We start from the raw sequence: 18,989 nt of genomic DNA on the forward strand, positions 1-18,989 counted from the left end.
TTTCACTTCGTTGTGGAGGGTGCAGGACACCCGCGGGGTTCGAGAAGATTCAGTGCGGCGTCAGGCAGTGTTCTCGATCATTGCTTGACGCTTCCAGCGCTCAGGCCGGACTGCCAGAAGCGCTGCAAGAACAGGAAGATCAGGACGATCGGGATGATGGTGATCATCGATCCCGTGATGACCAGGTTGTAGATCGGTTGGGCGCCGACGCCGCTGGCCTGCGCACTCCACTGGTTCAGACCCACCGTCAGCGGGTACCAAGCGGGATCGCTGAGCATCATCAAGGGCAAGAAATAGTTGTTCCAGGTCGCGACGATGGCGAACAAGGCCACCGTGACCACTCCGGGCGTGAGGAGCTTGAGGGAGATGGTGAAGAAGGTGCGCATCTCGCTCGCGCCGTCGAGACGTGCCGCCTCCAGCAGTTCGGTCGGCACCGAGTCGATCGTGTACACCCAGATCAGGTAGAGCCCGAACGGGGTGATCAGTGAAGGGATGATGATCGACCACGGGGTGTTCGTTAGACCCATCTGGCTGAAGAGCAGGAATGTCGGCACGGCGAGCGCGGTGCCGGGCACGGCGACTGCGCCGAGCACGACGGCGAAGTACGCCTTCTTGCCGGGGAAGGTGTACTTCGCCAGGCCGTACCCGGCGAGCGTGGCCAGCAGGGTCGCTCCCCCGGCGCCGACGACCACGTAGAGGAGCGTGTTCCCAAGCCATCGCAGGAAGATGCCGTCGTCATAGGTGAACGTCTCGACGATGTTGTCCCAGAGCGCGAAGCTCTTCCCGAAACTCAGTCCGAAGCTGCCGAACAGATCCGCCTGAGTCTTACTGGCGTTGATCACCAGCCAGATCAGCGGGACGAGGGCGTAAATGAGGAACAGCAGCATGATGATCGTCAGGACGACGGACTTCCTCGGCCGCGCGAACGAATGTCCCTGTCGCGCCTTCGGCGAAATGGTGCGAATCGTGGTCGTCATCAGACTTCCTTCCGGGTGCCGCGCAACTGCACGACGTAGGCGATCACCGCGGTGATGACGCCCATGACGATTGCGATGGTGGCTGCGTAGTTGAACTGCTGCCCGGCGAACGACAGGTTGTAGGCGTACAGATTCGGGGTGAAGTACGACGAGATGGCGTTGTTCGCCAGCGGCTTCAGGACGTTGGGCTCGTTGAACAGTTGGAAGCTGCCGATGATCGAGAAGATCGTGGCGATCGCGATCGCCCCGCGCGCGGCGGGCAGCTTGATCGCCCGGATCACCTGGAACCCGCCGGCGCCGTCGATCTCGGCGGCCTCGTAGAGCTCAACGGGGATCGTTTTGAGTGCGGAATAGAAGATCAGCATGTTGTAGCCCACGAATTCCCAGGTGACGATGTTGCCGATCGAGGCGAGGATCCACTGTCCGCTGAGGGGCTGAAGCACATCGCTTCCCAAGAGTTGGTTGATGTTCGCCGTCAAACCGAAGTTGTTCCCGTACATGAATCCCCACAGCAGAACGGCGACGACCGCCGGGACCGCATACGGGAGGAAGATCACCATCCGGAACACGCCGCTCGCGTAGAGCCGCGCGCTGTCGATCGCGAGCGCCGCCACCAAGGCCAGGATCAGCATGATCGGAACCTGGATGATGAGGAACAGGAGGACATGAAGGAATCCGTCCCAGAACTGGGGGTCGGTCAGTGCGTGCAGGTAGTTCTCGAATCCGACGAAGGCGTTTCCTCCGATGAGCTTGTTCTGGAACACGCTCAGATACAGCGCGTACCCCAGTGGTGCAATGAACACGAGGACGAACACGATGGCGAACGGCGCGGTGAATTGCCAGCCGTGCCAATTCCGTTTCGGCTTGGTACTTGCGAGCCGCGGCATGGTTGCCACATCGCTGCGCCGTTCAGCCTGAACTGTCGTCATCAGCGCACCTCCTCAATCTCTTCGCGAACGACACGGACGTCCCACGCGTTCAACTCCAGTTCCGCACCGCTACTGATGACTGCCCCGTTGACGGCGTCGGTGACCGACGACGACACGGTGAGGATCTGCCGTTCCCAGCCCCAGTTGAAGACGAACCAGATGCGCGATCCGCCAGCGACCCCAGACGACACCGTCACCGGAAGTCCTGCGTCACTGAACGGCGATCTCGGGCCGCTCTCGAATGCTGACGCCACGACGCTTGCCGCCAGGGCAACGTCCGGGACTGTCCCGACAACGGTGATCCGGCCGTCGCCGTGAGGATTGGTCGTGACCGCAGGGAAATCCTGGAATCGCGGATGAATGTAGCTGGCGACCGACGCAGCGCCGGTGGCGATGAGCCCATCCACCCACAGTCCGCCGTGGGCTCCTGAGGGAATCCTGGCGTCGACGCGGGACTCGACGGCGATAGGAGCTTCGAGGTTCGAGAACTCCTCGTACATCACTCCTGCGGGCCCCGCGAGTCCAGCCGGCGCCACCTCCACTCGGGCGCGTGCTTCGTCGTCGGCATACGCGGTCCGCGGCCCCAGCACGAGGTGGCCGCCGACAGCGGCGTACTCGCGAAGGAGCGCCAGATCATCATCGGCGGCGATGTACGCACCCGCGGCGACAAGCACGGGGAACCGTCGGGCGAGCTCATCGGCCCCGAGCTCGCGAGCCTGCTCGACGTGCATGATCCGGGCCTGGCGTCCCGCGTCGAGGACGCCGCGGTAGAACGCGTCCACCACGTGCTCGTACGACTCGTCATCTGCAACGCCGTCTGCGCTGAAGGGCGGCATGAACTGCAGCGCATACCTGCTGGGGTTCGACCAGAGGATCGCGACATCGGCGTCGGGCACGAAGCCGTCGAGTGACGATCCGAGCTGCTTGAGTTGTGCACCGATCTCGCTGACTTCCGCGTAGACCCTCCCCGGCACGAGACTGTGCGGGAGCACCCCTCCCCAGTAGGTTTCGGCGCCGAACGGCAAGCTGTGCCAGTGCCAGTACTCGATCATCGCGGCACCACGGGAGATGAAGGCCATGGCCGCCTGCCGCAGCTGGCCCGGGTATGGCGGAAAGTTGCAGGCCGGCCCGTCGATGGACTGCGCGTTCGTCTCGGTGATGAGGTATCGCGCCTGCTTGGACGAATACAGGCGATCGGCCTGGCGGAAGAGACCCGCGATGCCGGTGGTGGTCCAGTAGTTCGGCTGGCTCAGCTCCTTGGAGGCGTCGAGTCGATCCTGCATGCCGTAGTAGGGGTTGCCCGACGTCACGTCGAGCGCTTCGAACACCGTGCGGTCGTCGACGCCGCGTCGCGGGTACTGTAGGCACGTGGTGACGAATTGGTCGTCGCGGGCGTATTCGCGGACCAGGCCTGCTTGCCAGGAGATGAAGTCGGCGGTGACCTCCGCCTGGTAGCGCCGCCAGGCCAAGTCGTATTGCGGGGAGGTGTTGCCATCGGGACGCCAGAGCTCGCTCCAGTCGTCGATGCGGTGCGACCAGTAGGTCAACCCCCACTCACGGTTCAGCGTCTCCACGTCGCCGTACCGCTCGCGCAGCGACCGCACGAAACCGGTGAAAACGCCGTGGTTGTGGAGCAGCTCGAGGCCAGGCTCATTGTCGACCTGGTACCCGATCACAGCCGGGTGTGTTGCGTACCGCCCGGCGATTCGCCTGATCACACGCTCGGCGTGGAATCGAAACGCCGGATGCGAGTAGTCGACTTCCTGCCGAGCACCCCAGGCAATGCGCTCGCCGGTCTTGCGTTCTCCTGCGATCTCAGGGTAAGCGGCCTGCAACCACGGCGGCACCGCGTACGTCGGAGTGCCGAGAATCACACGAAGACCACGCGCATGGGCTTCATCGAGAACGCGTGCCATCCACTCCAACTCGAACTGTCCGTCACGCGGCTCCCACGTGGACCACACCGACTCGCCGACCCGGACGACGTTGATACCCGCTCGTACCATCAAATCGAGATCCTGCTCCAGGCGATCGGACTGGTGATACTCGGGGTAGTACGCCACCCCGAAGAGGGTCTCCGGAGGAAGGGCGGGCGTCGTTGCGTGCATTGGGCGTCGAACTCCGTCGTCTCGAATCAAACTGTTTCCGATAACAGTTCCGGGTATGCCGTACATTGTTACCGATAACAGTACGAAAACGCAAACGCGACAATTGCACTGCAGGAGACTCGACCAAGAGACCAACGAGACCCAACGACCAACGGGGCACACCGCGTGGTCGCCTCCGGGAAGGGGAAATGAATGCCGGGGACACGTGGCGCCGACCAGGGGGATTCCACCGTGGCTCGCAGAAGCGCAACGATCTACGACATCGCGCGCGCCGCGGATGTCTCCCACCAATCGGTGAGCCGTTACATGCGTGGACTCGACATGCGACGGTCAACCAAAGAGAAGATCGAGAAGGCGCTCGAAACGCTGAGCTACCGCCCGAATCTGACCGCTCGCGCCCTCATCACCGGCCGCTCTCACCGCATCGGCGCACTGACCCACGAGGTCAATCAGTACGGACCGGGCCTGATCATCCAGGGCGCCACGTCAGCGGCGCGTGAAGCCGGTTACCTGCTGGATGTGATCGCACTCGACATGGGAGACACGAACGACCTCAATCAGGCGCTCAGCCAACTCCTGCAATACGACCTCGACGGCATCCTCGCATTCGCCTCGACTGACAGCGTGAAAGCCGTGTTCGAACAGACGGACTTCGGCGTTCCCGCGCTGGTCGCGGCTGAAGAAGAGGACTATCAGGTCGAGACCTCGTTCGATCGCCCAGGTGTCGGTCAGCTCGTGTCCCATCTCGTCGGGCTGGGCCATGAGCGCCTCCTTCATATCGGGGGCCCCGAGACGTACTCGGCGGCCAGGAACCGGCTGCGCGCGTTCGAAGCGGCGTTAGCCCATTTCGGCCTGAAACCAGCCGGTGTCGCACACGGCGACTGGTCAGCGCGATCGGCATACCAAGCCGTGATGGCGCTCCCCATCGGGTCGGTCCCCACGGCGATCGTCGCCGCCAACGATCAGATGGCGCTCGGGGCGATCCACGCGCTCGGGCAGCGTGGTCTACGAGTTCCCGAAGATGTCAGCGTGACTGGAGTGGACGATACCCCTGAAGCCGCCTACTTCACTCCCGCGCTGACAACGATCCGACTCGACTTCAAGGAGCAGGGGAAGAACGCCCTAGTCGCCCTGCTCAATGAGATCGGCGACGGCGGGGAGCATCCCAGCTTCCTGCCCGCGCCCACGCTCGTACTGCGTGACTCCACGGGGCCACGGTCCACCGGCGCCACCAATCCCTGAGGGGGTCGAGCGTCTGTGGTCGTGCCCTCATCGTGTGGATCACGCTGTAGAGGCATTCCGACCCCAACCAGTTCCACCAAGCCGTGCCGATCCAGACTTCGATCACCGCACGCGTATGGTCGTGGTATCGCTAGAAATGCAGTCCAGATCAGGGGTTCCGTAGGGCGGACGGGACTTGAACCCGTGACCGATGGATCTCCTCGGCCCACGCTCGCCGTCTCGGCCTGAGCCAGGATACCTCGAACAATCTTGACGTGACCAGGAATTCCTTGCCGTGACCGTCGTCGTCGGTTCTCGATGGTACCGGACAAGCTCGGGCGTTCTCGGGCGATCTCGGGTCAAAAGTGTTGGATAAAACGTGCGCGGATCAAGTCGTCGGCGGGCAAGCCTTCCGATCAGCCGATCTGGACGCGCTCGTCTCCGAACGCATCCTTTGGGGTGGAGAGAGGCGTTAAGGGTTCGGCGGCCCCGTAGGCCGACAGCACTCCGGCGTCAGAATGCGTGGCGAGGAGCAAACGCCGGTCACGCCGGCGTGCTAACGACGTCGATCCCGTCCCAGCCGATGCGGGCGTAGAAGAGCTCCAGCGCGCCATCGAGGACCCTCGTCACCAGGCCCGCCGCTAGGGCAAGGTCCTTTATGTTCGGTCGAGTGACCCGAACCTGGCCGACCGTCTCGGCCTTATCCAAGCGGTACTCCGTGGGCGTGATCGAGCCATGCACGATCTCGCTCAACTGGCTCCAGAACCGGTCGACACCACCGTCCACATCATGGAACGGCTGCCGTTCGGCGACGGTAATGAACTCCTCGGGCTGTAGAGCCCGCGGTTGCGGGAGGCTGCCGACTGCCTCCGCGAAGGCGTTGTCGAGCTCCTTGAGGCAGTTCTTCGCGTTCACCGCAGCCGTCCTCAGCTCATCAGCGATTGACCGCTCGGGGTTAGCCTTGAGCATCCTCCCGTTGCGGGACTGGCTTCTCGCCGGCGCGTCCCTCGCCAATAGCCAGGCACGGACGTTCCGCTCCCTCGCGTCGACCTGGTCCAGGAGCCAGAAAGTGCGGATCAGGTTGTCGAGCATCGCTCGCATGAGGACGTAGTCGGACGGGACGTGGTACTCAGGGGTGGCCCACATCCCAGCAAGGACGTCCCCTGAGTCGAACGCGTAGTTCAGCATGGACACCGCTTGCGGGAAGGTACTCTCGCGCGCCTGGATCAGCGCGAGGTCCTGGGCGAAGTCCGACTCGTCCGACAGGTTTCGAGTTGCCGCCTCCCGAAACAACCGCCGCGGGCCGGCCTCATACGTTACCGCAGCCGGCTGCGGTAACGACCGCACCCACGCGAGCACCTCGCCAGGACCGTTTCCGAATCGTCGCCGCAGCACCTCCCCGGTCCGTTCATCGATCGCGGTCGCGACCGCACTCCGTGCGTGCACATCGAGCCCGATGCTCATACGCTGCGAACTCAACTGGGGCCTCCATTCGCCTTTCGGATAGGCCAGCCCTCACCCGGGGCCGGCAACCCACGTTTACGCGAATCGAGGCCCCAGCCTCATGAGGACTGAAGACCCATATCGTCTAGGGCGTGTCTCCCTTATGCGCGTAGCCATGTGAGGATGGCGCAGAGTGTGACTGCGGCCCGGTAGGTGATCGCGAGCTTGTCGTATCGGGTGGCGAGGTCCTCGCCATTGCTTGGCCAGGGCGAAGAACCGCTCGACGACGTTGCGGCCGCGGTAGGCGTGCTCGTCGAATCCGGGCGGGCGGCCTCCTCGGTGACCGCGGCGTTTGCGGGCGGAGATCTGGTCGCGCTTGTCGGGGGATCACCGCGGTACACGGGTCTGCGGCTGCTCGACCGCACTGGGACGAATTACTTCCTCATCTCCGACGGCTGGACCGATGAGTATGGCGTCGTCGTCGCGCTGCCGACCGACGACGACGCCACCCGCTTCACATTCGTCCGTGACCGGCACGGCCAGCGAAACGACGGCGGTTACCTGCCCTGCGAGAGCTGACGCACATGACTTCCACGGAGTGGCACCGCGGATCCGGTGGTTTACGGGGTCTCGTTCACGGCCCGAATCTCAATCCGATGGTCGTCTCCGTGCCGGTTCACGGCAGCTGGCGACGCTGGGCGCTCAGATCGACAGTGACCGCATTGTGCTGGTCGCTCCGTACAGGCAGACGTAGCTCCGCCTCGCACGTCGATAGAGCATCGATGCCCAAATAGGGCACCCAGACCGCAGGGGCCCATCCCGAGGATTATCATCAGCAGCCACCATGGCGCGTCGCTAAGCGACCAAGGAACTCTCACGCCCCATTATGTCGCGCATGACGATTTCGTTTGTCCGCTGGTTCGATTCAGACCGGCGACCAAGTCATTCGCGCACTCTCGAGGTGCGGAAATCGCCCTGATCCGGGATTTCAAATGTAGGGCGGACGGGACTTGAACCCATGACGATGGTTGCGGCCGGCCTCCCGAAGCCGGTCGACCCTGCACGCCGAAACCTCGACTGAACTCGATCTGACCAGGACTTTCTTGTGGGATGTGCGCCCAGTCTAGCTCAACACCTCGGCTCGTCTGGGCCGGCTTCGACGCAACAAACGTCGAATAGACGCGCGCGCATCGAGTCCCGAGCGCCCCCGCATTCGGCTTGGCTCGCGGCTGAATCATTCGTCCCGGCATCTCAAAATTGCGGGTTCAGGGTCGAAGCGTGAGGGTGCGGGCGCCCTGTGAACCTGTGCTGTCGCGGACCACGAGCCGCCAGGTGATGGGCGCGCCCGGCGGGGGCGGGGGTGGAGGGGCCGGCGGTCCGATGGTCACCGTGGCCGTCGTGCCCGCGATCGTAACGGTCGCCCGCGACGCCGCCGGTGGCTGGGCGACGACCGTGAACGGGCCCGTGCCGCCGGTGATCGTGAGGACGAGCGGGGCAGCCTGGGTCGCCTCGAAGGCGGCGGCGTCGAGCGTGAAGTTCGGATCGACGGTGATCTCGAACGGTCGCTCGATGCCTGTGGCGAATCGCACCACGACGTGCACGACCTGGGTGACCTCGACGAAGCGGTCGGTCGCCGCGGTGAACTTCCAGCGCTCGCCGCGCGGCGGCCGGTCGCTGTCGCGGCTCACCTGCAGCAGCGATCCCGACGGCACGATGTTCGCAGGACCGGCGAGCTTGATCGGCAGGTCGAGGTCGTACGAGCCGTTCGCCTTCATCGTCGCCGCGGGCCCGACGGGCAGCGTCGGCAGCTGCGACACGGTGACGAGGAAGTCGCGTATCGGGAGCCAGAAGTCGTCGTCGAGGTAGCTGCGGTGCCCCGCGAGCGTCGGCACGTCGGGATGGTCGAGGTCGAAGAGGTTCGCGTCGCCAGGCTTGACGGAGGCCCAGACGCGCACCCGAACATCCCGAGGCAGCGCGGCGCCCGCGGCGGGCGCATCGACCGAGAGGTCCCATCCGCCGCCCGCGGGTCGTGGCGTGAGCGTGATGCCGGGGTCGGCTGCGGCCTGCCATCCGGTCGTGTTGCGCCCGATCACCACGAGGTGTTCCTTCTCGGTGACGAAGCGCGCGAGCTTCGGCCCGGTGGGCAGAGCGCCGGTGATCGCGGGCTCGCTCCAGGCCACGGCCTCCGACCCCAGGTTCACGGTGCTGTCGATCGTGACCGTGGCCTCGTGGGTGTGCGCGTCCCCGTCGGGCTTGGGTGCCCATCCGGCCGGGTACGGCGCCGACGCCTTCCAGACGGCGGGGCCCCCAGGCACCAGGTAGCAGCCGAGCGCACCCCAGACCCGCGGCGGGATCGGCACGACCGACCTCAGGAGCGGGCGCATCGCGGTGCCCGCCGGCACCTTCAGCAGGCGCGTCACCACTCCCGCGCCCGCGCCCGGCGGCCCGTCGACCTGGAGCGTCGCGAGCACGACCGGCGACGCCGGGGGCGGCGGAGGCACCGGCTCGTAGAGGTCGGCCGGCAGCACCGTGTCGCTGACCGGCTCGAACTGCAGGATCGGCCCGATCTTGCTGCTCGAGAAGTAGTCCTGCAGCTGCACGACCGCCGAGCCGTCGGCGTCGCACGAATCGAGGCGCAGGTTGCGGCTGCCCCAGCCGTCGAAGTACGACATTAGGCGCACGGCGTCGCCCAGCGGACGCGTGAGGTCGGCGTTCTTCAGGTTCGGCGCGACCGCGAGCTGGGCATTGAACCGGTCCTCGACCGAGAGGATGTTCGAGTAGAGGTTGCCGCTCTTGCGGCTCGCCTGCTGTTCGAGGAAGTTCCGAGGCCCGTCGGGCAGCAACAGCTTGATGAAGCCGGCGAACGGGGTCCACGATCGCATGTCGAGCGCACGTGTGAGCGCGCGGCCGAGCACGACCTTCCAGTCCTTCGACGACTCGACGCCGGGCTGCACCTCGGGGATCGCGTCGATGATCAGCTGGTTCACCGGGTTGAACACGCTCGACCAGTCGGCGTAGTTGGTCTGGATGATCGCCTTGTGCTTGTCCTTGTCGGCGAGGTAGACAGGGCCGAGGATGACGTAGCTCCAGGCGATCTGCATGAGACCGCCGATGCTGACCAGCTCGAACCAGTTGCTGTCCTCGAACCCCGCGACGCCGGCCCCGTCGCCGAGCAGGCTGTAGTCGAAGAACCGGCGAGTGCCGACGCTCGCGTTGTTCGCGACCAGCACGTCGCGCACGGTCCGGAACGCGCCCTGCAACGGCAGCGCCCCGAGGATCGGCCCCCACCAGGTGTTCTGCAGCGTGTGCGTGAGCTCGTGGTCGGCGAGCGAGTCGGCGAGCGACCACCGGGCGCGCGGCTCCTCGGGCACCTGTGCCTCGGCCGGGTACGCGAATACCCGCCCGCCGCCGGTCGGGTCGGGCCGTGTCACGGGTGACTTGACGAAGCCCTGCACGGTGAGCTCGAACGCTCCCGACCCGGTCGGGTTGATCTTGACGCGATGACGGCGCGGATGGTCGTCGCTCGCGTCGGGCTCCCAGTAGAAGTCCGTTCCGTCCTTGACGATCTTGAGCTCGTTCGACAGCAGCCAGTAGTCGGCTCCCGCGACCGTGACCGCCTGCCAGTAGTCGCTGAAGTCGGGATGCATGTCGGATGGATGCGGGGTGACCTGGAGGAAGAACCGCCAGCCGCCCGGCTGACTGTCGACGTCGTAGTCGGACTTGCGGGTCGTGGGCACCACGCCCATGATCGCGGTGGACCAGGTGCCGTACAGCGACGGCTTGTCACCTGCGCCCGTGTGCTTGAGGAACCGGCCCGACGCGAGCTTGCTGCTCGTCGTCGAGCCCGACGTGGCGAGCTTCGTGAGCGTGAACGGCATGGCACCGACCACCTCGTCGACCGTGTCGACGCCGATCGTGCCGATGGCCGAGATCTGCCGCACGCGGCGTGGAGCGCCGTCGATGAGCACGGCCTGGTCGGCCTTGAAGAGCTCGGTCGAGGTCACCTTCACGGTGAGCACGTCGCCGGCCTGCGTCGCGCCCGTCGCCAGGTCCTTGTCATGGTCGCTCTCCTTCAGGCGGGCCACGCGCACGGCGCCGGAGGGAAGCCCGGTGAGCGGCTCGTCGAGCGTGATCGACGCGGGCTTGCCCGGCGTGCCGGGCGGCACGCCACCGGGACCCGCGGCAACCGGCGGCACCGAGGCGGCGACCGAGAGGACCCGGCCGAACCGCGTGATCGCCCCGGCCGTGACCTGCACGAACTGATCGGCCTCGAACGGCTGGTCCTTGCCGAACGTGACGAGCGACGGGCTCCCGGTCGGGTCGGGGTAGCTGCCGTTCGCCGCGGTGCCCTCGGGCGCGAGCCGGTACAGCGTCGCGCCGGTGACCCCCGCACCGCCGAGGGTCGGCGACACGGTGAGCGCCATCGATACCGCCTCGACCGCGGTGTACGCGTTCGGCCGTTCGGGATGCGCGGCATCGGGCGTCGCCGGGGCGACCTTAAAGACATCCCCGACGGCGATCGGATGGCCCGGGGCGGTCGTGTGGTCGAGCTTCTTGTGGTCGACGGCACCTAGGCGGTCGATCCATCCGTTGCTCGTCGCCGTCGACGCCGTGAGCTTCTGCAAGGTGACCGAACCGCGCACGTCGGGACGGCTCGTGAACCGATTCGGCAGGTCGTGGTCGAGGATGGCGACCGGCTTCGCGCCCGGCACGACCGCCAGCACCGACGCGTACGCGGTCGCGACCGAGCCCGCCGAGACGCCGAGCACGGTCGTCGCGGCGATCGCGCTGTCGCCGCCCGACTCGACCGCGAACCAGACGTCGGAGACGAGCTCGGCGGTGCTCGACTGGCCGCCCGCGACGAGGTATTCGTCGACCGTGAGCGTCGCGCCGTCGGAGGCCGAGCGCGGCGCCGGCATGTCGGTCGGCATCGCCTGCGCGAGGTACACGGTGCCGCGCGCATGCTGGCCGCCCGGCGCGACCCGGTCCTCGAAGGTCTGGGCGCCGCCCTGCACGCTCACGGCATTGCCCGGGCCGCGCGTCCACCAGCTGCCGTGCACGCGCTTGCGGCCGTCGCCGTCCTTGCCCGTGATCACCAGGATCGAGCCGCGCGCCGTCGACGAGAACCGGCGCGCGTTGCGGAGCGGCTTGCCGTCTGGGCCCGGGGTGCCCGCGATGTCGTCGAGCTCGAGCACGCGGGGCCGGTCGAGCATGTGGAAGTAGTGCCGGCTCTCCCACGCGACGTAGCCGATCGTGATGCAGCGGTCGCCGCCGACGCCCGCGAAGCCCCGCGGCACGAACCCGTTGAGGGCGAGCCCGAACGTGCCGAGCCGCGAACTGCCCGTCGCGAGGCGGAGCCCGAAGATCGAATGCTGCGGCCAGAAGTGGCGGCCGCCGAAGAGGCCGAGGAGCCCGACGACCTCCATGTAGAAGTTCAGCGGAGCGAACAGGAACACCGACAGCGAGGTCAGCGTCGCGCCCCAGGTCGGGCCGAGGATGAGCGTGAGGATGAAGTTGAAGACCGCGAAGTGCCCGTCGCGGTCGGGCCGGCCGAGCGGGTCGTACTGGCTGAGCGCGTAGGCGTGGACACCGCTCGACGGCGTCTCGACCGGCAGCGTCGCGGCGGGCTGCCCCGCGAGTCGGCGCGGATCGTCGTCCTCGCCGTGCCAGGGGTCGGGTGTGAGGAAGCAACCGGTCTCGGGGTCGAGCTCGCGCGCCCCGAAGCAGATGAGGCCGCTGAAGCCGTCAGCGATGTGCCCGAACAGCGTCGGCCGCCAGCCGGCATCGAGGTCGACGCGCCCGAACGCGTGCTGGATGGCGTCTTCGAATCGCCATCCGGATGTCTCGGTCGCGGTGCCGAGCAGGGTGCCGAGCGGGTCGGTCAGGTACAGCTCGTCGATCGCGTCGTCGGCGTCGCAGCGCGCGACGACCCGGCCGTCCCACCAGAGGAACCGGCAGACCGGTGCGCCCGCCGCGGTCGTGACCGACCACAGCCGCCCGTTCGGGTCGCGATGCTCGCGATACCCGACGCCGTCGACGGTCACCGAGACGCGCCGGCCGAGCGCGTCCCAGCCGTACTCGACGGTGCGCTCGGGGGTCGTCACCGCGGTCAGCTGGCCGAGCGGGTCGTAGGCGTAGCGCGTCACGTGGCCTCGGGCGGTGCGGGCCGTGCGCCGGCCGTTGAGGTCGTAGTCGTAGGCGACCGTCTGCAGCGGGCCGATGAGCTTGCGGATGCGGCCTCCGGCTTCGGACCGCACGACCGTTCGAACGCCGTCGGTCACGAGCGCCGACAGCTCGTCGCCCGAGTACTGGCGGGCGTGCACGGTCGTACGCGGGCCGTCGGAATCGCGGCCGCCGCCCTCGCCGTCGCCGCGCCGCGCCTCGCTCCAGCCCGCGAGGCGGCCGCGCTCGTCGCGTGCGTACTCGAGCGCGCGGCCGCCGTGCCAGCGGCGGCTGACGACTCGGCCGGATGGATCGAGGCCGACGTCGACGATGGGCGAACCCGTCTTGTCCGACCATCGGGCCCCGGTGTCGCCCCGACGCTCCGACCACCGCACCTCGCGCCCGCCGACGACCGCCGCGTACTCGGCGCGGTCGGGCGACTCGGCGACCGAGAGCAGCACGCCGCCCGCGAGCCGGCCCAGCTCCCATCGGCCCGCCGACCACCGGCACGCCAGGTCGTCGTAGCCGGGCGCGGTGACCCGCCGGGGCCGACCCGCGTCGTCGGTGTCGAGCCGCAGCACGGCGCCGCCGCGCTCGACCCGCACGGTGCGCTCGCGAAGCTCGGTGCGGGTCGTTCCCGAGGGATCGGTCGCCGCGAGCCGGTGCGTGCCGTCGATGTCAGCGGCGTCGGCCGGGGTCAGGCCGTTCGCGCGCAGCGACGCCGGGATCGCGGTCGGCGCCGAGAGCGCGACGAGCGGCGTGCCGTCATCGGCCGTGACCGCGAACGAGCCGGCCTCGTCGTCGCGGCGCACGCGCAGTGCGGTGCCGTCGGCGAGGTCGACGCGCACGACCTGACCGGCGTCGTCGCGCCAGACGCGGCGCCGGCCGCGCGCGGCGTCGTCGAGCACCTGCACGTCGGGATCCGTCCTGGTCATCCGCACTCACCCCACGCTCACCGAAGCACTCACCGAGATCTCAGACAGCTCGTCGAGCAGGGCGTTCCACTCGCGCTGCACCCCGTCGAGCACCGCCTCGAACGCCGCCCGGAGGTCGGCGACGACGCCGACGGCGAACTCGAGGTCGATCGTGCCGATGGTGTCGAGGGCGGCGGTGAACTGCGCGGTCCGGGGAACGAGGTCGGCGAGCACGACGCTCGGCCGCAGCGTCTCGAGCTGCGCCCGGATCGGCGCGAACGGGTCGGCGCCCGCGAACAGCGTCGCGGGCGAGAACGCACGCACCTGCGCGATGCAGCTGTCGAACACCGCACCGAGCTCGGCCGCGAGCGCCGCGGGCGAGTGCACCGCGACGAGGGAGATCGCGGCGCGCACGACGGCGCGCACCTCCTCCTCGATCGGGGCCGGGTCGAGCGCCTCGAAGCGTGCGAGTACGCGGTCGATGCCGGCCTGCAGTCGGGCGATGACGGTCGCGGGCATGAGCGGCTCGATGCTCTCGAACAGCGCGTCGACGAGCTGGAACATGCCGGAGGCGAGCTCGTCGGCGAGCGCGACGAAGCGCACCTCGATGCGGGCGCCGACGGCGTCGAGCCGGTCGGCGAGGTCGGTCGGGTCGATGCGATCGAACACCGCGTCGAGGAACGCGTCGGTCGCGGCGACCGGGTCGAGCTGGCCGGTCAAGAGCTCGGTGGGCAGCGCGGCATCGAGCGCGCGGGCGAGCAGTCGCAGGCTGCGGCCGAGGTCGGCCGAGTCGGATGCCACGCGGAGCCCGGCGGCGTGCGGCGCGACCTCGGCGTCGTCGACCTCGACGCGGGCGTCGAACTGCACGCCAGCGGCCGACGCGGTCAGCCGGGCGCTCGCCTGCGCGCTCACCTGGAGCCCCGCCACGGCCATCCGGAACGACTCGAGGTCGGTGCGCAGGTTCGCGAGCGGGCCGTCGCCCGCGTTCGGGTCGAGCCACGCGAGTCGCGCGTCGAGCGCGTCGCCGAGCCGCACCGCGAACCCGGTCTCGGGGTCGGTGAGCGCGCGGAGCCCGCGCGTCGCGCCCGCGAGCTCGGCGAGCACGGGGCCGAGGACGCCACCGGGCATCGCGGCGAGGCGGCTGCGCACCTCGCCGAGGAACAGCGCCAGCGGCCGCAGGATGTCCCCCAGCTCGAAGCTCCCCGCCGCCGCCGGGATCGGGCCGGCGGCTCCCGAGACGCCCGACTGCAGCTGCGTGCCGAGCCGGGTGGTCAGCTGGTGCGGCATGTCGGCGAGGCCGCCCAGCACGCCCTGCAGCGTGGCCTCGATGTCGATGCGGTCGAGCAGGTCGCGGAGTGCCTGGTATGCCGCCCGCAGCGGAGCGAAGATCGGAGCGGGGTCGAGGGTCGCGGCGAGCGTGCGCACGACGTCCTGGAACGCGGCCTCGAGCGGCGCGACGAGCGCGCGCGGGTCGGCGCGGCCGATCTGCACGATGAGGCCGTCGAACACGTCCTGCAGCGCATCGATGAGTGGTTGCAGGCTCAGCGCGTCGAGTGCGGCGAGGAGCTCGTCGAACGGCGGGTCGAGCTCGGCGATGAGCGCCGCCGGAGTCGCCTTCCTCAGCGCGTCGCCCGCGACCCGCCAGATCTCCTCGATCGGCCCGATCAGCCCGCCGATGTCGATCGAGCCGGCCGCGCGTTCGAACGGCGCGTCGAGCTCGGCCGCGAGGTCGAGCTCGCGCAGGACCGCCGCGGCAGCCGCGACCGCGGCCGCGACCGGCGCTGGCACGTCTCCGCCGCCGACCGCGTCGGCGACCTGCTCGCGGATGCCGTGCATGAGGTCGAGCGTCGCCGTGCCCGCGACCTCGAAGTCGATGCCGTCGAGCTCGTCGACGACCTCGGCGAGCTGGTCGGCGACCTGCTGCACGAACGGCACCAGCCGGTCGACGATCTCGCCGAGCGGATCGATCACGGCGTCGACGGCGGCACGCACCGGGCCGAGGTCGACGTCGGCCAGCAGGTCGTTCAGCTGCGTCACGAGCCCGTCGATCGCGTCGGTCACCGCGCTCGGGTCGAATCCGCGGATCTTCGCGTCGAGCTCGCGGATCGGCGCGACGCCCGCGTCGAGGAAGTCGAACCCGTCGAACGAGAGCACCGCCTGCTGTGCGGAGACGAGCGCCGCGACCGCGTCGTCGCGCAGCCGGCGCACCGGGAGCCGGTCGAGCAGCCCTCCGGCGTCGTCGAAGACCTCGTCGAGGCCGGCCAGCAGGTCGGCCAGCCGGTCGAGTCCGCTGGCCGCGATCAGTTCGTCCTTCATGGCTGCCATGGCCGCGGTCACGGCGGCGCCGTCGACCTGCTCGAGGAACTCGGCCATGCCCTCGAGCGACTCGACGAGCGTGCGCGGGATGTCCTCACCGGGCAGCGGGAGCGCTGCGAGCCATCCGTCGATCTTCGCCGTCAGGTCGAGCGCCGGGAGCGCGTTGGCGGCCGTGCGCAGGTCGGTCGCGAGGCCCGCGGCGAACGTGCGGACCACCGCGGCGACGCCGTCGACCGCCGCGCCGACGGCGTCGATTGCGGCGAGCAGCTGGTCGACGTCGATCTCGGGCGCTTCCATGAGCGTGTAGGCGGCGTCGAGCCGAACGCGCACCGCCGCGATCGCGGCCTCGAGCGGCGCATCGTCGCCTGCATCGGTGACGAGCTTCAGCACCTGGCCCGCTGAGCCCACGAGCCGGTTCACGTCGGCGAGGTCGAGGTCCGTGAGCACCGAGCCGAGGATGTCGAGGAGCTCACCCGGCTTCGGGTCGCGCGCGAGCGCGGCGAGCGACTCGATCGGACGGCGGTACTCCTCGGGGATCGTCACGCCGAGCACCTTCGAGGCCCGGTCGGTGATCTCGCGCAGGAGCGTGTCGAGGTCGAGCGATCCGCTGAGCGCGCCGAATATGCGGTCGAGCACGTCGCCGTCGCCGCCGCCGAACACTTGCGCGACGGTCGCCAGCCGGTCGGCCAGCTCGCCGAAGCCGTCGAGCACCTCCTCGACACCCGAGAGGTCGGGCAGGTCGATGAGCCCGGCGAGCGCGTCGAGCGCCTGCCGGCCGAGCTGCTCGAGGTGGGCCGCGTCGAGCTGCACCTCGGCGGCCGCGCCGATCGCGGGGCCGAGTTCGCCGAGCAGCGCCGTCGGGTCGAGGTCGCCGAGCGAGAGCTCGCGCGCACGCTGCATCGCGTCGCGCGCGCGTCCGAGCGCCGCGTCGATCGCGGTGAAGTCGAGGCCGTTGATCTCGGCGACGAACGTGACCATCATGACCCCCGCGGGTAGCGCAGGTCGACGTCGGTGACCTCGAGCGTGCAGAACAGCGCGCTCGCGACGAGCGGTGCCTGCCCCGCGAATGCGGCTGCGGGCAGCACCGCGCGCACTGCGCCGAGGGCCGGCTGATCGACCGTGAGCAGCGTCACGCCGCCGAGCACGATCGGGCGTCCGCCGGGGTCGGGATCGAGCACTATGATGCGCACGAGCGGATCGGGACCCCCGACCCAGTGGAACCTGCCGCTGCCCGCGCTCACCTCGATCGCGGCCGGCCGGTCGATCTGCACGGGCTCGGGCAGGTCGACCCAGATGACACCGACGGATGTCGCGGCGTCGACGTTCGCGGTGCCGGGAATGCCGAGCGCGGGCGGCGGGGCGTCGGCGGAGCCGTCGCTCACGGCCGGCCCCGCGCCATCCGCTGCGACCAACGCCACGAGCAGTGCGGCCGGCTCGGGGCAGTACCCGACGAGCCCGATCCGGCTGACGCGCTCGCCGCGCAGCGCGAGCGGCGGCAGCGTTCTCAGCACCCTGTCCTGGCGGACGACGACTCCACGCTGCGCGCCCGCGGGCGGCATCGCGTCGGAGACATCTGCGAGGCGCCTGCCCCGATAGACGACCTTCACGTCGGCGATCACGGTCGCGGGCGCGGCCGGCGGCAGCGGCGCGGCGAGCGGGAACGCGACGGCCTCGCCGGCCAGCTCGACCGTGGTCGTGCCCGGCAGCGCCCTGACCAGGTCGCCCGCCACGTCGCCAATCCGGAACCGCACCTTGCACGCGAACCGGCTCGTGAGCTGCAGGCTGCCCGCGATCGCCGTACCCGCGGCACGCAGCTTCTCGACGGCAGCGGCGACCGCGACCGAGACGTCGAGCGCCTGCACCACCGTGTCGGGCATCGGCCCCGGGAACGCCCACAGGGTCGCGCCGTCGGGCCCGAGGAGCGTGAGGTCGACCGGGGTCGGCGCGGCCCAGCCCGACACTGTGCCGACGGTCGCCGCGTGGACTGCGAAGTCGGCGGGCGAGTCGTTCTCGACGATCGAGAGCCGCACGGGACCCGCGAGATCGGGCAGTCGCAGCACGCCGTTCGAGAAGGTCGCGCCGGTCAGGGTCGGCGGCACCTTGTTCCGTCCGCCGACCGCGGGCACCGCGACCACTGGTGCGGCCCAGGCGCCGTTCGCATCGCGCACGCTCGCGATCAGGCGCCGCCCCGCGTCGGCCAGCTGCTGCTCGGATGCGAACGCGACGTCCTCCGACTTCAGGCCGCTGAGGTGGAGCGCCCGGATCCGCTGCCCGCCCGGCACCGACACGGTCAGCTCGCCTCCCCCGTCGGCCTTGGCCGGCACCTCGCCGAGCGAGTAGCCGCCGAAGTCGGGCACGGGGTCGGCCTGCACCTCGATCGTGAGCGGCGCGAGGTCGACACGGTCGGTTCCGCGCGGCGGCACCCCCCAGTCGAACGGGAGCGCGAGGCCGTCGGCGGGCACGTCGACGACGGGCGGCCGCAGCGTGATCGCGGCGATGTCGTCGAAGCGCGTCGCCGCGTCGCCGAACGCCGCGGCGGCACCGAACGTCGGGCCGACCATGACGGCGGTGTCGAGCCGCACCTGTCGGGCGGGCTCGAGGAGCGACAGCACGTCCGTGCTGCCGAGCTCGAACAGGCGGCTCATCCGGCCACCGCCAGGGGGAAGCGCGCGAGCTCGGCGCCGATCGTCGGCCCTGCGCCGGCGTCGGCGCGCGCGACGTGCACGACCAGCACGTCGTCGGCAGCGGCAGCCGGAGGCCGGTACTCGACCGCGGCGGCGTCCTCGTCGACGGCGATCAGCCGCGAGCCATCCGGCCCTGCGGCGCCGCCCGCGAGGGTGCCCGCGCCGGGTCGCCCGCCCGCATCGACGACGCGCACCGCGAGCTCGCCGCACGGGCTCACCGCGGGCGCTCCGCCGG

The 18,989-nt window shown here is 69.3% G+C and carries 10 protein-coding genes and 1 pseudogene; 2 read left to right on the forward strand and 9 right to left on the reverse strand.

The annotated features are described in order from the left end of the window. Positions 1–77: 77 nt before the first annotated feature. The 3 genes from J7E25_RS17400 to J7E25_RS17410 are packed head-to-tail and all read right to left on the reverse strand — an operon-like array spanning position 78 to position 4,014. Positions 78–977 (reverse strand): carbohydrate ABC transporter permease, encoded by a 900-nt coding sequence (locus J7E25_RS17400; protein ID WP_214871435.1) that lies wholly within the window; start codon positions 975–977, stop codon positions 78–80. Then, positions 977–1,864: a carbohydrate ABC transporter permease gene (locus tag J7E25_RS17405; protein WP_214871446.1), complete on the reverse strand. Its 888-nt coding sequence runs from the start codon at positions 1,862–1,864 to the stop codon at positions 977–979. The genes J7E25_RS17400 and J7E25_RS17405 overlap by 1 nt, the downstream gene beginning before the upstream one ends. Positions 1,865–1,905: 41 nt before the next feature. Further along, positions 1,906–4,014, reverse strand: a complete 2,109-nt coding sequence (locus tag J7E25_RS17410) for a beta-galactosidase (protein ID WP_214871436.1) — start codon at positions 4,012–4,014, stop codon at positions 1,906–1,908. A gap of 231 nt (positions 4,015–4,245) precedes the next feature. Between J7E25_RS17410 and J7E25_RS17415 the strand changes: the two genes are divergently transcribed. Beyond that, entirely contained in the window at positions 4,246–5,256 is a 1,011-nt protein-coding gene (locus J7E25_RS17415) for a LacI family DNA-binding transcriptional regulator (protein WP_214871437.1), read from the forward strand. A gap of 522 nt (positions 5,257–5,778) precedes the next feature. Here J7E25_RS17415 and J7E25_RS17420 read toward each other — a convergent pair. Together J7E25_RS17420 and J7E25_RS18060 are read right to left on the reverse strand one after the other, a co-directional pair. Beyond that, positions 5,779–6,699: a hypothetical protein gene (locus J7E25_RS17420; protein WP_214871438.1), complete on the reverse strand. Its 921-nt coding sequence runs from the start codon at positions 6,697–6,699 to the stop codon at positions 5,779–5,781. Positions 6,700–6,839: 140 nt separating this feature from the next. Next, a pseudogene (locus J7E25_RS18060) lies at positions 6,840–7,062 on the reverse strand (transposase); the annotation flags it as partial. Here J7E25_RS18060 and J7E25_RS17425 point away from each other — a divergent pair. After that, positions 6,985–7,257 (forward strand): hypothetical protein, encoded by a 273-nt coding sequence (locus J7E25_RS17425; protein ID WP_251039225.1) that lies wholly within the window; start codon positions 6,985–6,987, stop codon positions 7,255–7,257. The pseudogene J7E25_RS18060 and the gene J7E25_RS17425 overlap by 78 nt on opposite strands. A gap of 686 nt (positions 7,258–7,943) precedes the next feature. Here J7E25_RS17425 and J7E25_RS17430 read toward each other — a convergent pair. The 4 genes from J7E25_RS17430 to J7E25_RS17445 form a co-directional block, all read right to left on the reverse strand. Continuing rightward, complete coding sequence (locus J7E25_RS17430) at positions 7,944–13,775, reverse strand: RHS repeat protein (RefSeq protein ID WP_214871440.1); 5,832 nt, start codon at positions 13,773–13,775, stop codon at positions 7,944–7,946. Positions 13,776–13,781: 6 nt separating this feature from the next. Beyond that, positions 13,782–17,051, reverse strand: coding sequence for a hypothetical protein (locus J7E25_RS17435; RefSeq protein ID WP_214871441.1), 3,270 nt, complete (start codon positions 17,049–17,051; stop codon positions 13,782–13,784). Continuing rightward, positions 17,048–18,715 (reverse strand): hypothetical protein, encoded by a 1,668-nt coding sequence (locus J7E25_RS17440; RefSeq protein WP_214871442.1) that lies wholly within the window; start codon positions 18,713–18,715, stop codon positions 17,048–17,050. Before J7E25_RS17440 ends, J7E25_RS17435 begins: the two co-directional genes overlap by 4 nt. Then, positions 18,712–18,989 (reverse strand): hypothetical protein (locus J7E25_RS17445; protein WP_214871443.1); only part of this gene is annotated, 278 nt, incomplete at its 5' end. The genes J7E25_RS17440 and J7E25_RS17445, both read right to left, overlap by 4 nt.

This window comes from Agromyces sp. ISL-38 (assembly GCF_018613935.1).
Lineage (GTDB): Bacteria > Actinomycetota > Actinomycetes > Actinomycetales > Microbacteriaceae > Agromyces.